17 protein-coding genes are annotated in these 15,239 nt (G+C 59.1%); 7 read left to right on the top strand and 10 right to left on the bottom strand.

The annotated features are described in order from the left end of the window. Positions 1-189: 189 nt before the first annotated feature. The 10 genes from OZ671_RS30895 to OZ671_RS30850 form a co-directional block, all read right to left on the bottom strand. Positions 190-1,263 (bottom strand): DUF3800 domain-containing protein, encoded by a 1,074-nt coding sequence (locus OZ671_RS30895; protein ID WP_268864259.1) that lies wholly within the window; start codon positions 1,261-1,263, stop codon positions 190-192. After that, on the bottom strand, positions 1,263-3,071 hold the full coding sequence (locus tag OZ671_RS30890; protein WP_268864258.1) for a DUF2326 domain-containing protein: 1,809 nt from the start codon (positions 3,069-3,071) through the stop codon (positions 1,263-1,265). Before OZ671_RS30890 ends, OZ671_RS30895 begins: the two co-directional genes overlap by 1 nt. Beyond that, positions 3,071-3,310: an ABC-three component system middle component 8 gene (locus OZ671_RS30885; protein ID WP_268864257.1), complete on the bottom strand. Its 240-nt coding sequence runs from the start codon at positions 3,308-3,310 to the stop codon at positions 3,071-3,073. Before OZ671_RS30885 ends, OZ671_RS30890 begins: the two co-directional genes overlap by 1 nt. Next, a complete protein-coding gene (locus tag OZ671_RS30880; RefSeq protein WP_268864256.1) occupies positions 3,297-4,265 on the bottom strand; it encodes an ABC-three component system protein in 969 nt (322 codons plus the stop codon). The genes OZ671_RS30885 and OZ671_RS30880 overlap by 14 nt, the downstream gene beginning before the upstream one ends. Positions 4,266-4,278: 13 nt before the next feature. Beyond that, positions 4,279-4,647, bottom strand: a complete 369-nt coding sequence (locus tag OZ671_RS30875; RefSeq protein ID WP_268864255.1) for an XRE family transcriptional regulator — start codon at positions 4,645-4,647, stop codon at positions 4,279-4,281. Further along, positions 4,644-5,003, bottom strand: coding sequence for a type II toxin-antitoxin system RelE/ParE family toxin (locus tag OZ671_RS30870; protein WP_268864254.1), 360 nt, complete (start codon positions 5,001-5,003; stop codon positions 4,644-4,646). Before OZ671_RS30870 ends, OZ671_RS30875 begins: the two co-directional genes overlap by 4 nt. A gap of 525 nt (positions 5,004-5,528) precedes the next feature. Continuing rightward, positions 5,529-6,368, bottom strand: coding sequence for a copper resistance protein B (locus OZ671_RS30865; RefSeq protein ID WP_268864260.1), 840 nt, complete (start codon positions 6,366-6,368; stop codon positions 5,529-5,531). Next, positions 6,358-7,986, bottom strand: a complete 1,629-nt coding sequence (locus tag OZ671_RS30860) for a copper resistance system multicopper oxidase (RefSeq protein WP_268864253.1) — start codon at positions 7,984-7,986, stop codon at positions 6,358-6,360. The genes OZ671_RS30865 and OZ671_RS30860 overlap by 11 nt, the downstream gene beginning before the upstream one ends. A 73-nt stretch (positions 7,987-8,059) precedes the next feature. Continuing rightward, positions 8,060-8,398: a hypothetical protein gene (locus OZ671_RS30855; protein WP_268864252.1), complete on the bottom strand. Its 339-nt coding sequence runs from the start codon at positions 8,396-8,398 to the stop codon at positions 8,060-8,062. Positions 8,399-8,955: 557 nt separating this feature from the next. After that, a complete protein-coding gene (locus OZ671_RS30850) occupies positions 8,956-10,110 on the bottom strand; it encodes a Fic family protein (protein WP_268864251.1) in 1,155 nt (384 codons plus the stop codon). 228 nt (positions 10,111-10,338) lie between these two features. On the opposite strand from OZ671_RS30850, the gene OZ671_RS30845 reads away from it, so the two are divergent. From OZ671_RS30845 to OZ671_RS30815, 7 genes are all read left to right on the top strand, one after another. Next, on the top strand, positions 10,339-10,611 hold the full coding sequence (locus OZ671_RS30845; RefSeq protein ID WP_268864250.1) for a metal/formaldehyde-sensitive transcriptional repressor: 273 nt from the start codon (positions 10,339-10,341) through the stop codon (positions 10,609-10,611). 27 nt (positions 10,612-10,638) lie between these two features. After that, entirely contained in the window at positions 10,639-11,583 is a 945-nt protein-coding gene (gene dmeF, locus OZ671_RS30840; protein WP_268864249.1) for a CDF family Co(II)/Ni(II) efflux transporter DmeF, read from the top strand. A gap of 105 nt (positions 11,584-11,688) precedes the next feature. Next, a complete protein-coding gene (locus OZ671_RS30835) occupies positions 11,689-11,889 on the top strand; it encodes a hypothetical protein (RefSeq protein ID WP_268864248.1) in 201 nt (66 codons plus the stop codon). A 368-nt stretch (positions 11,890-12,257) separates the two neighbouring features. After that, a complete protein-coding gene (locus tag OZ671_RS30830) occupies positions 12,258-12,872 on the top strand; it encodes a hypothetical protein (protein WP_268864247.1) in 615 nt (204 codons plus the stop codon). 15 nt (positions 12,873-12,887) lie between these two features. Continuing rightward, positions 12,888-14,336 (top strand): SMODS domain-containing nucleotidyltransferase, encoded by a 1,449-nt coding sequence (locus OZ671_RS30825; protein WP_268864246.1) that lies wholly within the window; start codon positions 12,888-12,890, stop codon positions 14,334-14,336. Between the two features lie 92 nt (positions 14,337-14,428). After that, on the top strand, positions 14,429-14,695 hold the full coding sequence (locus tag OZ671_RS30820) for a hypothetical protein (RefSeq protein ID WP_268864245.1): 267 nt from the start codon (positions 14,429-14,431) through the stop codon (positions 14,693-14,695). A 25-nt stretch (positions 14,696-14,720) separates the two neighbouring features. Continuing rightward, positions 14,721-15,239, top strand: a 519-nt coding sequence (locus tag OZ671_RS30815; protein ID WP_268864244.1) for a tyrosine-type recombinase/integrase, incomplete at its 3' end; no start/stop codon positions are given.

Genomic DNA, 15,239 nt, shown 5'->3' with positions numbered 1-15,239 from the left:
GGTGCGTTGCCTGGAATTCTGCGCGGGCGATGGAGACCGGACGTGAGCAAGATCGAAATCGACGCGTCGCTTAAGACATTGCGCGTGACGGCCGAGGGCGCAATCGCGGTGGTGCTTGGCCTCGCGGTCGCGGCTGTCATCATCGCTTGCGCTGTGCGATTTTTGACGGACTAGTTGTAGGGCCTGCCGCTACTTCCTTGGTCGTGGCTTGCTGATTGCGCTTGCGATCTGATCGACGATGTCAGGTCCATCGGCGCGGGGCGGCTCCCCTGGCGCAAAATCAGTGCCGAACTCCACCGGATAAATCAGCACCTCGCCAAGCCCTTGTTCAATCGCCTCGCGACGGAAACGCACCATTTCCTCGGACGCGCCAGGTGCCGACACGCGACTTGTGAAGCCAGCGATAAGGTCGCATACCTGAAGGGATGCGTTCTCATGGCTCTTCGCGCTGACCGTTGAAACGACGGGGATCGGGAAGCGCAGTGTCTTGTCGCCGATAGTGAATATCTGCGGCTCGAGATCAGGGTTGGTCATGCGTTCCCACATGTCGGACCGCTTGAAAAAATGCGTGCTTTCATCGTGGATGACCTCAAAGGGTTCATCCGTCTTCTCCTGCCAGAACTTCATGCATTCGATCGCCGAGGTGACATGAATTTCGTTCGAATCCTCAAAAGCTGTGAGATTTCGACTAGCTGCTGCCTCTGCGGCTCCCTGGGCGATCAGGCTTAGGAACGTGTCCGTGCCGTTGGGCGGATTGGCTAAGATCGAGCCAAGCTCGCTCCGGAACGCGCGGAGCAACGGGGCCGTGGGAGTACGGGCAAATTCGTTGTAGCTCGACAAGATCCGGTCGGCATCAGCACGCTGTAAGAGATGCTCGAACATGTACCCGACCAAGTTCGCAAAACGAATGGCATAACCGTCCTTATAGAAGTCATACCCTGCGTCGCGCAGCATCGGCTCGACCAACTGATCGACGATCTTCGACACGACGACATACCGCTTGCTGATCTTCGCCGCGCAAAAGCTGTTGGGCCTGGCGCCGACCTCCTTGGCAAAGTTCAGGAAATTCCGTCGCCCCGTCGGACGTCTGAACACGTTCGCCGACTTCAGTTCGGGCCCCTGCTGCCCGGGAAACGATCTGGCGATTATGTCGGCCGCCTCCCGCTCGGACAGGTCCGTGCTGGCCAACGCGAAGAACGGCTGGTCGGGGTCGAACAGGTTGGTGCCCGTCTGACCACTCTCGTCGAAGTAGACCTTCTGCATCAGAACTCAGCCATCCGGAAAAGTCGGCCGTCGTCACCTTCATCGTGAAGCCGGAGGACCACCTCATCGTCGCTGAAGGGTATCGACTTTCCTTTCGCGTCGCGAGGCATGTCCGCCTCGATAAGGGTGAGGATGTACTGTGTCTTGCCCGAGGCGATCTGCTCGCGCACGATTTTCAGCAGCGCTTCCTTCTTGCGGTTGTCGAGTGCCTCGAGCACACCGTCATGGAAGGTGAAATGATAGAACGCCGCGTCCTCGTAGACCTTCAGCAGCGCGAGGTCGAACAGGGCACAGATGAGCTTTTTGTAGCTCGTGCCATCACCCTGGCTCGACGTCTTTCCGATCTGCCCCTTCTCCTCGAGACCGATCTCATAATCGAGATTGTTGCTCGAGTTCAGGCGGAAATAGAACACCCCATTATGGTCGAGCACCTGCTGGCAATAGCGGTTGAAGATCGCCCGAAACTTCTCGGCCACGGTCGTCTGCTTTGCGACCATCACCTTCATCTCATCGACGATACGGCCGCGGTCACGTTCCAGCTCGCGCACCGAACGTGCCATTTCCGCGACTGCCTCGAGCTTCCTCTCCTGCTCTTCACGATACACCAGGTGCGCGCGCTGATCGACTAGCTGCTTCTGCAGGTGCTTATATTTGGAGAAGGTGTCGGTGTTCTTCAGTACAGCCATACTGGCCTGGCGCTGGTCGTCGAGCTCGCGATTGCGGTTCTGCAGCACCTCGCGCTTTGCCTCGAGCTCACGTCGGCGGGAGCGCAATGCGACATCGCGCTCGTGGGTGACTTTCTTATTGAAGGCGACCAGCTCCTCATACTTGCGTTTGAGGCTTTGTGCGAAATGGAGTTGGGTCTCACGGAAGACCTCTTCGATCTCGGCGAGGTCGAACTTGTCCTTCTGCTCGAGTGCCACGTCGATCTGACGGATGTCGTAGCGTATATCGTAGAGCGTGCTGTTTATCTGAGCGATCTCACCCTCGATCTCATCGACCAACTGCGTCATGATCCGACGCTCTTCAGCGTCGAAGTGGAAGACATCGAGTTGGGCAGAAAGCTCTTCGATCTCCTGCCTTAGCCGCGCGATATCCGTGATAAGCGCAGGGAGGTCGTCCTCCTTGAACTGCACCTCGGTCTGGTGTTCCTCAAGACGCTGCTTCGCAGTCTGGATCTCGTCATCGAGCTGGTACTTCCGATCGATGAGTTGGCCCTTGAAGCCGAAAAGATGGGCGACGAACGGTTTCCAGTGGGCATCCTTGCCCTGGGAGAATTTCCGCAGCTGAAGCTCATCGCTCCAGTCGTCCTGCGAGCGCAGGAAGTAGGTTATGGCCTTCCGATAGTCGTAGGGTTTGAGCACGCGCAGGTCGAGCCATCCATCGAGAAGCGTCTTCGCCGCATCGATGGGCATCGCCGCATGATCCCACGCATCGTCGGCCGCGTCACAATAGTTCTGTCGGCCCTCGGCGTGGCGCGTCAAACCGATCTCATTCGGGTTGGCCGGCCTGCGCCGGATGGTGGCGAAATCGCCGCTATTGAGACTTATCTCCAGGTAGAACACGAACCGCTCGAAACGGTGCTTGTGCTTCACCAGAAAGAACTCCGGCGATATGCCGCGCAGCATCATGAAATCGATCAGATGCAGGAGCGTCGTCTTACCGAGGTTATGGGAGTCGCGCTTTTTGTCGGCCGGCTTGCGCACCTCCCCCAGCACGACGTTGAGACGCGCGGCGTCCGCGCCGAAATTAAAGTCGATCGGCTCGAAGATCGTGGGGAGGTTCGAATATATCCGACTGATCTGCATTAGTCGGTCCGATATTCCAGTGTGTCGTTCTGTACATGGTACTCGACCTTGCCAAGCAGGTAGAGGAAGTTCAACGCCGGCAGGAACATAAGCTCCCCGTTGCTGCCTACACGGCGGATAACGCGCTGCTTCAGCATCATCATCTCGATGACGCCTCGCTTGTGAAGCTCTTTGAGCATGATCGCAGCGACGCGCAGGAGCGACGTATTTAGGTCGAGGTGTTTCCTAGGTGTCAGCATGTTCCGCCTCCACCAGAGCGCTGAGATCCTTCGAGCCGATATCGCAGTGGCAATACATGTAGTGCAGCAGGATGCTCACCAGCCTCCGCTTCTGGCGCAGCGCAGGACGCTGCTTCTGGATGTGGCCATAGAGGAAATTGAACACGTGATCGAAGTTGGGGAACTTCGCTCGATGCAGGAGGATGCTTTCCTTCATCTCTGCCGCTGAGTCGGCATAGATGTCGGCGAACTCCCGGTTCCTCGGGTTCGACAGGAATGCCTTGATTTTATCGAAATAGGGCATCGATCGCGCAACGATCACCTGTCTGTAATAGTCTTCGGTGAGGCCGTTGATGAGGTTCTTGTCCTTCAGCTTGACGGACTCGAAGTCGAAAGCGCTGGTGTAGGCGGACTCGTCCTCATCCTTGGTATAGTCGCGAAAGGCGTGGATCACCTCGATGAATTCGTCTGACTCGAACACGAACGGAGCTGTGTCCTTCGCGTTCGGTAGGTGCTTCTGTAGGTCGGCGTGGCTCTCGAGGAGGGAGTGTATGAACTCGACGCCGAGGACATGGCCCGATTTGACACCGCATCCTTCGAGGGCATTTATCAGTTTGATATCGGTCCCGGCCGTGTATTTGCGGTTCGTGAAGACCATGTAGTGGTCGCAAATGCCGTCCTTCACCCGCGCCTTTATCTTCGGATGCTCATCCTTCATGAGCTTGAGAAAATCGCGCTCCGAGCAGGAGCGGTCAGGGGCATTGATGTGCTTTGCTTGAAGCACGACATGGCCCACCAGTGGGGAGGTCGTGCTCGGAAATCGCTCCGCCGCTCCATGGAATTTTCCGTCGCGGCCGCCATCCTTGCCAGCAGCAAAGGGGGTGACGCCAAGCCCGAGAAGGTGCTTGGCGATCTGGACCACCAGCGCCTCGAACTCATCGTCGCTGAGTTCATAAAGGAAAAAATCCCGCTTCACGGAAGGCTCTGTGTCACGACGTTGCGAGCGGAGAGGCCGGACCGCCCTGCCCAGCTTTCTCGCCTGCAGACAGCTCGCCAAAATTCTTGATCGTCACGGACGCATCGGGGAAGCGAGCCGTGATCTCAAGCTTTCCACCCAGTGCCTCGACGTAGCGGCGCAGATTGCTGACATACATGTCCGCTCGCTGCTCCATCTTCGCAACGGCCGGCTGTCCGACATGCAGGTCACGCGCCAGCTCCACCTGGGATTTCTCCCGAGCCTGGCGCAGCTCGTGGAGCGCCATCTCCTGCAACATGGTCTGGGTCGCATCCGCATTACGGGCGCGACGCTCAGCCGACATGCCTTGGCGGAGCTCATTGAATGAACGATGTCCTGTCATATCAATCCTTCCCTTCGGATCTCGATCAGGTAGTCGTCATACAGACGGTCCGCGATCGGGATTATGGTCTCATAGAACCGGTCGTCACCCACCTTGTTTCCGCCGATCAGCAGGATGGCTGTGCGGCGCGGATCGAACGCATAGAAAATCCGCCAAGGCTCCCCTGCGCTTTGCACCCTGAGCTCACGCATATGCGTGTGCCGGGAGCCTTCGATGCCGGATGAATGCGGAAATGGCAGCTGAGCACCCTTCGCCTCGAGCAGCCCGACGACACGATCAATGTCGTCCTGCACGGTCTCGATGAGGTCGATGTACCATCGACCGAACTCGTCCGTGACCTCCACATTCCAATGCATACATATCCTTATGATATTCCATTGGCGGAATATTGCAAGATATTCCTTCGACGGCATAGGGACTATGCCCAGATGCAAATTTCGGTCAAGGAAGAGCTCCAGCCGGCGGCGTTGCCGTCCGCTGATCGGGCCGCGCTCACGGCTTTTAGAAGAAGCCAGGATCGCCTCTGCCCCTGATCACTCCGCCAAGATCGGCCCGCCCCATATCGAGGCAACTGCATCCATGCACCAGAAGACGTCCGCTGGTGCTGAAATATAGCCCTATCTGGAGGGGATCCAGGTTCCACCTTTATATCGGAGGCCTCTAACGCAAGAACGGCTGCAGTGAGGTCGAGAGTGGATAGGCAGCTTTTCGCGCAGCCCAGCCGAAACCAGACAGTCTGCTACCGGCCCACTCTCTGCCCTATGCGACGCCAGCCGGCAAACGTTGAATGTCGGCTTCTGACAAGAGCTGCCGTTCAACGTATAGCTTGGGAAAGGCAGGAATGTCCCGATCATCTTGCCTTATCGGATGTTTTTTCTTCTCTATAGGAAGATGTGTTTTGGGGCTCCACAAGCGTGGCCCATCACATGTGTGCGGGCTTTCGGCGGCGACAGACCCGGCCCGTTGAACAGCAACCAAGCATCAAGACGTTCCTTGACGGTGCGCAGCGCAAGGGTTTCGGCGCGCATACGCGTTGCTTGGAGATCGTGAGCCAACTTCTGGACTAAAGGTAAAGCAAATAGGGGACTCTTAAGCGCGTCGACTACCTTCGCCTTGGGAAGCCGCGCAACAACGCAGTCTTGTTGGACTGTTGCGTCGCAATGGTACGTTGGTGCGAACAATGAGGGTTCAGCAAGCATTGAGCCCGGCCGCGCGATCTGCAGGATCAAAGATGTGCCGTTCGGCAGCGAACGTTCCAGCCCGACAGCTCCTGCGATTACTCGGTACATCGATCGAACTGGGTCACCCATGCGGAACAGGTTGGCGCCTCGCTTCAGGTTCACCTCGCGGGCTGATGCCCATAATGAGCCGAGTTCCGACATGATAGAGATCATGGCTGTGTCGCGACGGGTGCCGGCCTGCAGATCCCAGAACGTCGCGATATTGCGGCTGTAGAGCGCCCAGGTCTCCGCATCCTCGAGCTTGCGCGCGGATCCCTCCCCTTCGCTCTTGAGCCAGAGCTTGTTGTCGTCGGTGCCGATCCAGCCGTCGAGGTCCCACCCGGAGACGGCGCCTTCCGGCCCGCCGCCCGTCTCAGCTTCCAGGACAAACATGTGGTGGACGGCGCCGCCGTGTTCCCGCGCCATGTCGTGAGCCATGTCCTCAGCCATCACGCCAGGGACGGTTGCCAGGAGGATGGCGGCGATGATGCTAGTGCGCATGATCAGCACCCTCCCCTTGCTCCGCTTGTCTCGGAGGGGCGGGCACGTCAGCGGCATCCAGGCGCGCGACGACCACTTTGGTCATCATGCCAGACATCATGTGGTAGAGCAGATGGCAGTGGAACGCCCACTCGCCGGCCTCATCCGCCGTGACGAGAACCGAATATGACTTGCCCGGTGCGACGATGACGGTGTGCTTGTTGGGGAGCTTGCCGGCCGGTTGACCGTTCTCGAGCTGTACAAACATGCCGTGGAGGTGCATCGGATGCGCCATCATGGTGTCGTTGGTGAACTGCAGGCGCACCCGTTCACCAAAGCGCAGGCGAATGGGTTCGGCTTCCGAGAACTTCCGGCCGTTGATGGTCCAGATATAGCGCTCCATGTTCCCGCCGAGTTTGACGTCGACGGTCCGTTCGGGTTCGCGGGTGTCTTTCTGCAGACCGGCGTAGCGCAGATCCGCATAGTCGAGCAGCCGGGCGCCGGTGGGGGTGCCCGCATCGGCCCAACCGCTTTTCATGTCGTCAGGGGTCATGGTCATATCCATGTCCTCCATCCCGCCCATGTCCCCCATGCTGAGCAGTGCGCGCGGTCGCGGCGCCGGCATGGCGCCTCGCTGTCCCTCGCGCGTAGCAAGTGTTCCAAGCGCAAAGCCGGTCCGGTCGATCGGCTCGGCTGCGATCGTGTAGGCGCGGTCCTCGTTCGGCGTGACGACGACGTCGTAGGTTTCCGCGGGTGCGAAGCGGAATTCGTCGACGGTCAGCGGCTCGACGTTCTGGCCGTCGGCCTGCACCACTTTCATGGAAAGCCCGGGAATGCGCACATCAAAGAACGACATGGTGGAGGCGTTGATAAAGCGCAGCCTTACCCGCTCGCCCGGTACGAAGAGGCCGGTCCAGTTCTGGTCAGGCGACTTGCCGTTGACGAGGAAGGTGTAGCCGGTGACATCTGAGAGATCGGTGCGGGCCATGCGCATCTGCCCCCAGTCCCGCGCGTCCTTCCAGGTTGCTGACCAGCCGCGGGTGCGCACATCCGAGAGAAAATCAAATACGGTGCGGCGGGCGTTGCCGTAATAGTCGGCCGCCATCTTGAGATTGCCCATCACCTCACCGGATTCTTCCTCGGTGAAATCCGAGAGAACGATCACGTAGTCGCGGTCGGTGCGAATGGGATCCTTGCCCGCCGGGTCGACGATGATCGAGCCATACAGGCCATCCTGTTCCTGACCCATGGAGTGCGCGTGGTACCAATAGGTGCCGGTCTGGCGCAGCGGAAAGCGGTAGGTGAAGGTCTCGCCGGCGGGAATGCCGGGGAAACCGTTGAACCCCGGGACGCCGTCCATTTCGCCTGGCAGGAGCAGACCGTGCCAGTGGATCGAGGTGTCCTCGCCGAGGGTATTGGTCACCCTGATGACCGCTTCCTCACCGCGACGGAAGCGCAGGGTAGGCGCTGGAATGCCGCCATTGACAGTGATCTTGCTAATGGGTCTGCCGGTGATGTTCACCGGCTCGCGAGCAATCTTGAGATCGTACTCTTTGGTCGCAGCGGCCGACGTGCTTATGGCTGCGAAGGCGATGATGGCCATGGCGGTGATGCCGACCATGTTGAACAGGCGATGCATGACATGCAGATCTCCTTTGGAGTTTAAGAAAGAGGCCCTGCCGACGTGTCGTCGGCAGGGGTCGCCCCGCTAGCTAGTGGCTTTCGGGCGGGCAGTCGGCGCGGTTAGTGTTGCCGATCTCGTACTGAGGCCACGAGTGCTGGTGGGTTGCCCCGTCATACCATTTGCAGCCCGGCTTTTTGGCTTGGGCCTGGCCTTGATTGGCGGTCGCGTCGCTCTTGGCATTCTGGTGGACGGCCGGGTTTCCGAGGTCGTAAACCGACGAACGGCCGAACGTGCCGCGTTCCCCTCCGAAGTGAGCTTCCGAGTGGGTCTGGCTGCCTTCGCCGACGTCGTAGGCCGACGCCTGGCTTGCCATGCCAAGCAGACCGATCGCGAGAGCCGCGGCGGTGATGATGTGTTGCGTTTTCATAGGATATCTCCTGGGTTCATATGGTTGGATTGCTTTGGGGAATTGCTGCCGCGTGCGGGTCGGCCGAAAGAGGCGTAGACCACCGGCGGCAGTAGGAAATCAGATGTGCTGGGGAGGTTCCGCGATAGCGCGCGGCCGCATCGCCACCGCGAGCCGATCAACCCGACCGTCGCTGCGGCCACCGCCCATTTCGGGCATCTCGCGGGTCTGAACGTTCTTGCCGAGTGCCTGGCAGCAGCTGGCCATTGAACAGGCACACGTGCTGCATTTCGATTTACAGGGGCACTTCGTTGCCGGCGATTTCAAGGACTCAACCTTGAGCGGGGCGACATCCGTTTTGACCGATTGGATGGCCGTCGCCTGATGGGCAGCGGTGTCCGCTGAATGTGCCATAGCCGCTGGCGCCATGCCGAAAGACAGCATGAAAACAACGCCGAGGGCCAACAGCCATTTCACAAGCCAAAACTACGCTATAGCACATAGAGCCGCAATCAAATCCGATCGTTCTCTATATATAGTGTGGCATTAAATCAGCTACCTGTAAGTATTCGGTACTGTTAACGCGACGGCATGGCCGGATAAAGCAGCGGCAGCCAACGCTCAAGGACGGTCGCGGGGAAGCCAAGCCGCACGGGCGTTCGCGGACCAGGCGAGACCAGAACGCCAAGATCGAGGAGAGCGCCCAGAACCGTCCGTGCCTGGCGTTCTTCATAGCCGGTGATCTCCGCTGCCCGCCCGCGCGGGAATGAGCCGCCAACAACGGCTTCGCGCAGCAATTGCCAGGATCCTTTGGGCAAGCGCTTGGCTCGGGTTTCCTCCTCGGTCCAGATTTCCATGCGCCGCAGCAACTCCCTAGGCTCCATGAGCCCTTCCATGAATTTGACCTGGTCAATGCCCTGGTCGAGGAAGTACGCGCAAAACTCCTGCAGCCCGGCCATTGTAAGGTGACCGCGGCCGTCGAGATCGCCGCGCCGATCAGCGTCGGCGGCCATGAGCAGCTGCTTGTAGGTCTCTTTCGAGCGCGCAAGCCCGCGCGATACCGACCACAGTTCAGAGCCGACTCCGAGATGGCGCAACAGGGCATGCGAGAACAGTCGCGCCACGCGCCCATTGCCATCCAGGAACGGGTGGATCCAGAGCAGACGATGATGCGCCGCCGCGGCCGCCGTAATGGCTTCCACCTTGGATAGCCGGGACGGATCATAAGCCTGTTCAAAGCGCGCGAGGAACGCGGGAACGTCGTCGGCGTCGATAGGGATGTGACGCCCGACCTTCACCAGCTGCCGACGAAATTCGCCCGGGATGACCTTGACCGGCTTTCCGTCCTTGTCCTCGCCCGCGATCAGCAGCTCTTCGGGCATGCGGCGGCAAAATTCGTAGTGCACCCACTGCAGGAACGCGCGAGAAACGACCGGTTCCGGCGCTTCGCCATGGTCGATCATGCGCTGCACCTCAATGTGAGCGCGCGCCTCGAGCTGCAGGTTCCGCTGCTCTGGATCCTTGGAGTAGTCTCCGGCCAGCGCCCGATCGATGCTGATCGGGTGGGTATCGTGGCCTTCGATGAGATTGGAGTAGTAGCAGTTCATCGAGCGCACGAGATCGCCGATGCTCGCCCGTAGCGTCGGGTGTACCCTCCCCGCTAAGCCTGAGGCCAGGGACACGAGTTCCACACACCTGTTGGAGAGCTCGTGCTTGCCGTCCTCCGGCAGCATCGGCTCCATCCTATAAATTGTCGTCATAAATTGCCGCTTTCCTTGCCGGTTAAAATCTTAGCTGGACTAATAAGTTAACGCTACGGCCCTCCGCAGCGTTTGCCGCTAAAATTGCCGCTAGGTGTTGCTAATTTGTTCTTGGGCAGATCGGGGATTGGGTGGCCAACGAACCCTTCCCGACCGCGTCAGTATATAGTATACCCCACTATGCTATAAGGGTAAGCAACTATGTCGCATACGATCCAACATAAAGACAAGCTGATGGCCCGCCTGCGCCGGCTCAAGGGCCAGCTGGAGGGTGTCGAGCGAGCATTGGCGGCAGATGCGGCCTGCGGCGAAATCCTGCGGCAACTCGCGTCGATCCGAGGAGCGATGAACGGCCTGACCGTCGAGGTCATGGAAGAGCATCTGCTGGAACACGTCGTCCAGGCTGGGACCGATGCCGCCCGCCGCCAGGGTGCTGACGAGATGATCGCGGTCATCCGCACCTACATGAAATAAGCCGGCCGCCGGCGGAAAGGATAGAGCATGACAACCCAGATCACTTCGACCGACACGCACCAGCACGTGTTCTTAGGCGACGGGCACAGCCGGAATGAGCGCAAGGTCTGGTTGGTCATCGCGCTGACCGCGACCATGATGGTTGTGGAAATAGCCGCAGGGTCGGTTTACGGGTCGATGGCCCTCATCGCGGACGGCTGGCACATGTCGACCCATGCCGCCGCAATGCTGATCTCTGCGCTTGCCTATCTTTATGCAAGGCGCCACATCCATGACCGCAGCTTCACGTTCGGAACCGGCAAGTTCGGTGACCTGGCAGGCTTTGCGAGCGCGGTCGTACTGGCGTTGATCGCGCTTCTCATCGGCTGGGAAAGCTTCCAACGCCTTACGAACCCGATTCCGATCAGTTTTGGTCAGGCCATCGCGGTGGCGGTGGTAGGCTTGGCCGTCAACCTCGTCTCCGCATGGCTGCTGAAGGATGACCATGATCACCACCATGGGCATCACCACGATCACGACCACCATGACGGCCCGGCGCAGGACAATAATCTACGCGCGGCTTACCTGCATGTGCTGGCAGACGCACTGACATCCGTCCTGGCCATCGCCGCTTTGCTGGTCGGCAGTGCCTACGGCTGGCTTTGGGCCGATCCGGTCATGGGTATCATCGGCGGGATGGTCATTGCACGCTGGTCATGGGGCCTGATCCGCGACACGGGAAGCGTGCTTCTCGACCGTCTGCCGGACCCTGAAACTCTGCCGGCGGAAATCCGCGAGATCATCGAACGTGATGGTGATGTGATCACGGACCTGCACGTCTGGCAGGTGGGCCCTGGGCACTATGCCGCGATCCTGGCGATCGTTTCGCCGCGGCCAGCGACCCCTGAAGACTACAGGCTTCGGCTGCGCCCGGTTCATGAACTGTCGCACGTGACCGTGGAAGTGTCGCAGATGCAAACGGCGGCAGCGTGAAGAGGGATAATCCGTGCACCAGCGTGTGTCTAAGGATCGTTGGCTTTTCAGGCATCAAAAGCAGAATTCTCTCGCCGGAATTGGGTGTTGTGGTATCCTGGCTGTATGAAATCGCCCCGTACATCGAAGGCGGCCACCGGTAAGACCCTTGTTCTGGGTATGACGGGTTTCCGCAACATCAGCGCCGTCGAAGGCGTCAAACTGTCCGCTTCCAGCAAGCGGATGTTCGCTGATTTTGAGGCGCGCGGCCTGTCAGCAGAGCAGCGCCGCAAGGCCATCGTCGAGAAGCACGCCAAGAAGGTGTGAGGCCTGTGTATGCGGCGATCGATGACCCCTATTGCTACCGCGGGACAAAGGTCCTCCGATATCGTCTGGGTCTGAGCAATCTCGGCCCCCTAGGTCTTTGAGGCGGACAGCAGCGATGCAGTTTTCCCCACTGCTAACCCCAAGGTTGTGGACAGCCGTTCATACTATTCGATGATCCAGCGTCTCTGTGGTACCTTAATAAGGAACACGGAGTGCGTTGTGTCTAAGAGCGATCCAACCGGGGACCTATATTACAAGCGCTTGCCAGGGCCGATAAGGCTAGCGACTGGCTATTTTATCTTGCCGCATTTTTGTCGATTGTAATCCTAGCTATAGATCGAGGCTCACATCAGGCCCTTTAAGACGGCGTGCAAACGGCCTTCATCCTGGCAACGATCGGGGTATTCCTGAGCGGCGTCGTTATCCGGGTTTATTTCTGGCCACGTGCCGAGGACAGCCGCCGGAAAGATCTTTTTACGGATGCGTTCGACGTCCCCCTGACGGCGAACCCTTCCGAAGAATACTACAACAGCAGCCAGCCGCCGGGTCTTCGCCGCATGTTGGCTTCCGTGATGGAAAGCTGCTTTTTTACTGAGAAAATCACCGGCACAATGCTGACCTGGCAACGCACGAAAATTCTCGTGTATTTCGGCCTCTGGATCGTGGCCGTAATGAACAGAGCGGCGGATATTGGCACGCTCGCGATCATCGTCCAGGCACTCTTCAGCGAACAGATTTTCTCCAAGCACATCAGGCTGGAATGGCTGCACCGGCGCTCGGAGGTCATCTACTCAAAGGCTCACAGCCTGTTCCTGCAAAAGTCGAGCACAAAGCACTTTATGGCGTGCTCGCTGGAGATTCTGTGCGAGTACGAAACCGCCAAGGCGTCCGCCTCAATCGTTCTCTCGAGCCGGATTTTCAATCGCGATAACCCTAAGATCACGGCGCAGTGGGATGCTGTTAGATCGAAGCTGTCGCTGTAGGCCGGGGCAGTTCAGATGAAGCTTATAGCGCTTTTCGACGACTTTCTGCGCGACGAGGTTAATCTCAACAAAACCCGTGTCGAGACGCTTGAGAAGAGCGTCGATGCAATCGAAGATTTTATAGACGGGTCGAGCTGGGCGCCAACAATTCAGGAGTGGCGGACGCAGGGATCATGGGCCCACAAGACGATCATCAAGCCGACCGACGGCGGCGAGTTCGATGCAGATCTCCTGGTGTTCGTCACGGAGGTGACCGGCTGGACCCCGGCCGACTACATCAACACGCTCTATCAGGCATTCCGCGCCTCGACCGTTTACGAGCAGAAAGTTAGGCGCTGGTCGCACTGCGTCACGATCACCTACGCGAATGAGAGCAAGATCGATATTGCTCCGTGCATCGTAAATCGCGGCGGATATCCGGGCTATGAGGTCTGCAATCGCGACGCTGGGCTGTTCGAGCGCAGTGAGCCCATTCAATATACAGACTGGCTGATCGCTCAGAACAGCTATTTCGGCAGCAACAGCTTCCGGAAAGTGACGCGGATCATCAAGTATCTGCGCGACATCAAGACCACTTTCACTTGCCCATCGGTGCTCCTGACGACGCTGCTCGGCAATCTGATCTCGCCGGCCGATATTGATTCAGATGAGTTCGCTGATACGCCTACGGCGCTTAAAACCATGTTCGGCAGGCTCGATGCCTGGCTGAGTCTGCGGCCGACGAAGCCGCGTGTGGCCAACCCCTTTCTGCTGACCGAAGATTTCGCCAGCAGCCTTGATGACGACCAGTACGCCAATCTCCGGACGATGATCGCCAAATATCGAGGGTGGATCGACGACGCATACGATGAGGCCGATCGGAACGAGAGCATCGCGAAATGGCAGAGAGTTCTGGGCGAGAGCTTTGCCAGCGGCGTGGCTGTCGAGGCCGCCAAGTCGGTAAGCAGCACGGCCATCGCCAAGATCCGCGAGATCATGGCGGATGCCTACAGATTTGGGAACGACCTGGTCTCACTGGTCAAAAACCTTGGGGCCAGCGCGCTTCCGCCTGGCTTCAACCGATTGCCTCATATGCATCGGCCAAGATGGAGCGTCGCGGCGGGCACATCATTCACGGTCAACGTGCGAGCGACGCTGTGGGCAAGTCGAGAGTTCGGTCAGATCGGTTCCATTCAATCGCTGCAAGCGCTCTCGGCGGGGCGGTGGCTGCGCTTTGAAGCCGTCAACAATGTAGGGATTCCGTTCGGCTCGGATTACGTCATTCAATGGCGCGTCTCCAATACTGACCAGCAGGCCTACGACCGGAATGCCTTGAGGGGTGGCTTTTACCGATCAGACAGGCCGGGAGTTCGCTGGGAGGAGCTCGCCTATCGAGGGGTGCTCCTGGTTGAAGCGTTTCTCATCCGAGCGCGCGACGACACACTCTGTGGGCAGAGCGAGCCCTTCTACGTGATGATCGAATAGCGTCCTGTTTCGTGGAACGTCACAATTTGGTTCAGTGCGCTCTGTATATATGATAACATCCTTTATCAGATAAAAAGAAAAGGAGACGATGGATGGGAACGGTGACCGGCTTCAAGGACCTGCAGAAAACCCTGCGAGACGCACAACGAGCGCTTAAAGCCCTCGACGGGACGATTGGAACGGTGGAGTTCGATCCGACCGACCCGTCCAGCGTGAAGGACGCGATCGGCGCCATGGAGAGGATGGTCGCCGAGAAAACCCTCCTCTACCGGGGCAACGCCCTGGTCGAGAACATCGCCGGCCAGATGAAAGAGCGCTATCGCACCGGCATTCTCGAACGTGCCAAGGGTGTGAAGTGAACCCGGCCGACACTGTCAGGCTGTCATGAACCTGCCCGCCATCCTGGCGCCGCGTCTGCCGGCGCTGATTGTCGCCGCCGGTCCTCAGGCTGCTGCTCGCACCGCCGAGTTCTTTCTGGGGCACATCACCAACGGTCATACCCGCAAGGCCTATGCGCGCGCAGTCGGTGACTTTGCATCTTGTTGCGAGACCATGGGCGTGACGTCGATCACTGACGTGCAACCTCTGCACGTCTCCTTGTTTATCCGGCAGCGGGAACGGGAGCGCTCCGCACCGACCGTCAAGCAGGCTCTTGCGGCTATCCGGATGTTGTTTGATCACCTGGTCATATCCCAGCTAATTCCCACCAACCCCGCGGCGTCGGTGCGGGGTCCGAAGCATGTGGTCAAGCGCGGCAAGACGCCTGTACTGACGCCGGAAGAAGCGCGCCATCTCCTGGACAGCATTGATGTTGGCTCGCCCGCGGGGCTGCGCGATCGCGCGCTCATCGGCATGATGGTCTACACGTTCGCGCGGATAGGTGCGGCGGCGGCGATGAGCGTA

It is taken from the genome of Phreatobacter sp. AB_2022a (genome assembly GCF_026847585.1).
In the GTDB taxonomy this organism is placed as follows: Bacteria; Pseudomonadota; Alphaproteobacteria; order Rhizobiales; family Phreatobacteraceae; genus Phreatobacter.
The sequence above is the reverse complement of the archived record's forward strand: the minus strand, read 5'-3'. Positions and strand labels throughout refer to the sequence as shown.

Excerpts from the sequence above, each read along its gene's own strand:
- OZ671_RS30895 (WP_268864259.1), bottom strand. The coding sequence starts at position 1,263 with ATGCAGAAGGTCTACTTCGACGAGAGTGGTCAGACGGGCACCAACCTG.
- OZ671_RS30890 (WP_268864258.1), bottom strand. The coding sequence starts at position 3,071 with ATGCAGATCAGTCGGATATATTCGAACCTCCCCACGATCTTCGAGCCG.
- OZ671_RS30885 (WP_268864257.1), bottom strand. The coding sequence starts at position 3,310 with ATGCTGACACCTAGGAAACACCTCGACCTAAATACGTCGCTCCTGCGC.
- OZ671_RS30875 (WP_268864255.1), bottom strand. The coding sequence starts at position 4,647 with ATGACAGGACATCGTTCATTCAATGAGCTCCGCCAAGGCATGTCGGCT.
- OZ671_RS30870 (WP_268864254.1), bottom strand. The coding sequence starts at position 5,003 with ATGCATTGGAATGTGGAGGTCACGGACGAGTTCGGTCGATGGTACATC.
- OZ671_RS30865 (WP_268864260.1), bottom strand. The coding sequence starts at position 6,368 with ATGCGCACTAGCATCATCGCCGCCATCCTCCTGGCAACCGTCCCTGGC.
- OZ671_RS30860 (WP_268864253.1), bottom strand. The coding sequence starts at position 7,986 with ATGCATCGCCTGTTCAACATGGTCGGCATCACCGCCATGGCCATCATC.
- OZ671_RS30855 (WP_268864252.1), bottom strand. The coding sequence starts at position 8,398 with ATGAAAACGCAACACATCATCACCGCCGCGGCTCTCGCGATCGGTCTG.
- OZ671_RS30850 (WP_268864251.1), bottom strand. The coding sequence starts at position 10,110 with ATGCTGCCGGAGGACGGCAAGCACGAGCTCTCCAACAGGTGTGTGGAA.
- OZ671_RS30845 (WP_268864250.1), top strand. The coding sequence starts at position 10,339 with ATGTCGCATACGATCCAACATAAAGACAAGCTGATGGCCCGCCTGCGC.
- dmeF (WP_268864249.1), top strand. The coding sequence starts at position 10,639 with ATGACAACCCAGATCACTTCGACCGACACGCACCAGCACGTGTTCTTA.
- OZ671_RS30835 (WP_268864248.1), top strand. The coding sequence starts at position 11,689 with ATGAAATCGCCCCGTACATCGAAGGCGGCCACCGGTAAGACCCTTGTT.
- OZ671_RS30825 (WP_268864246.1), top strand. The coding sequence starts at position 12,888 with ATGAAGCTTATAGCGCTTTTCGACGACTTTCTGCGCGACGAGGTTAAT.
- OZ671_RS30820 (WP_268864245.1), top strand. The coding sequence starts at position 14,429 with ATGGGAACGGTGACCGGCTTCAAGGACCTGCAGAAAACCCTGCGAGAC.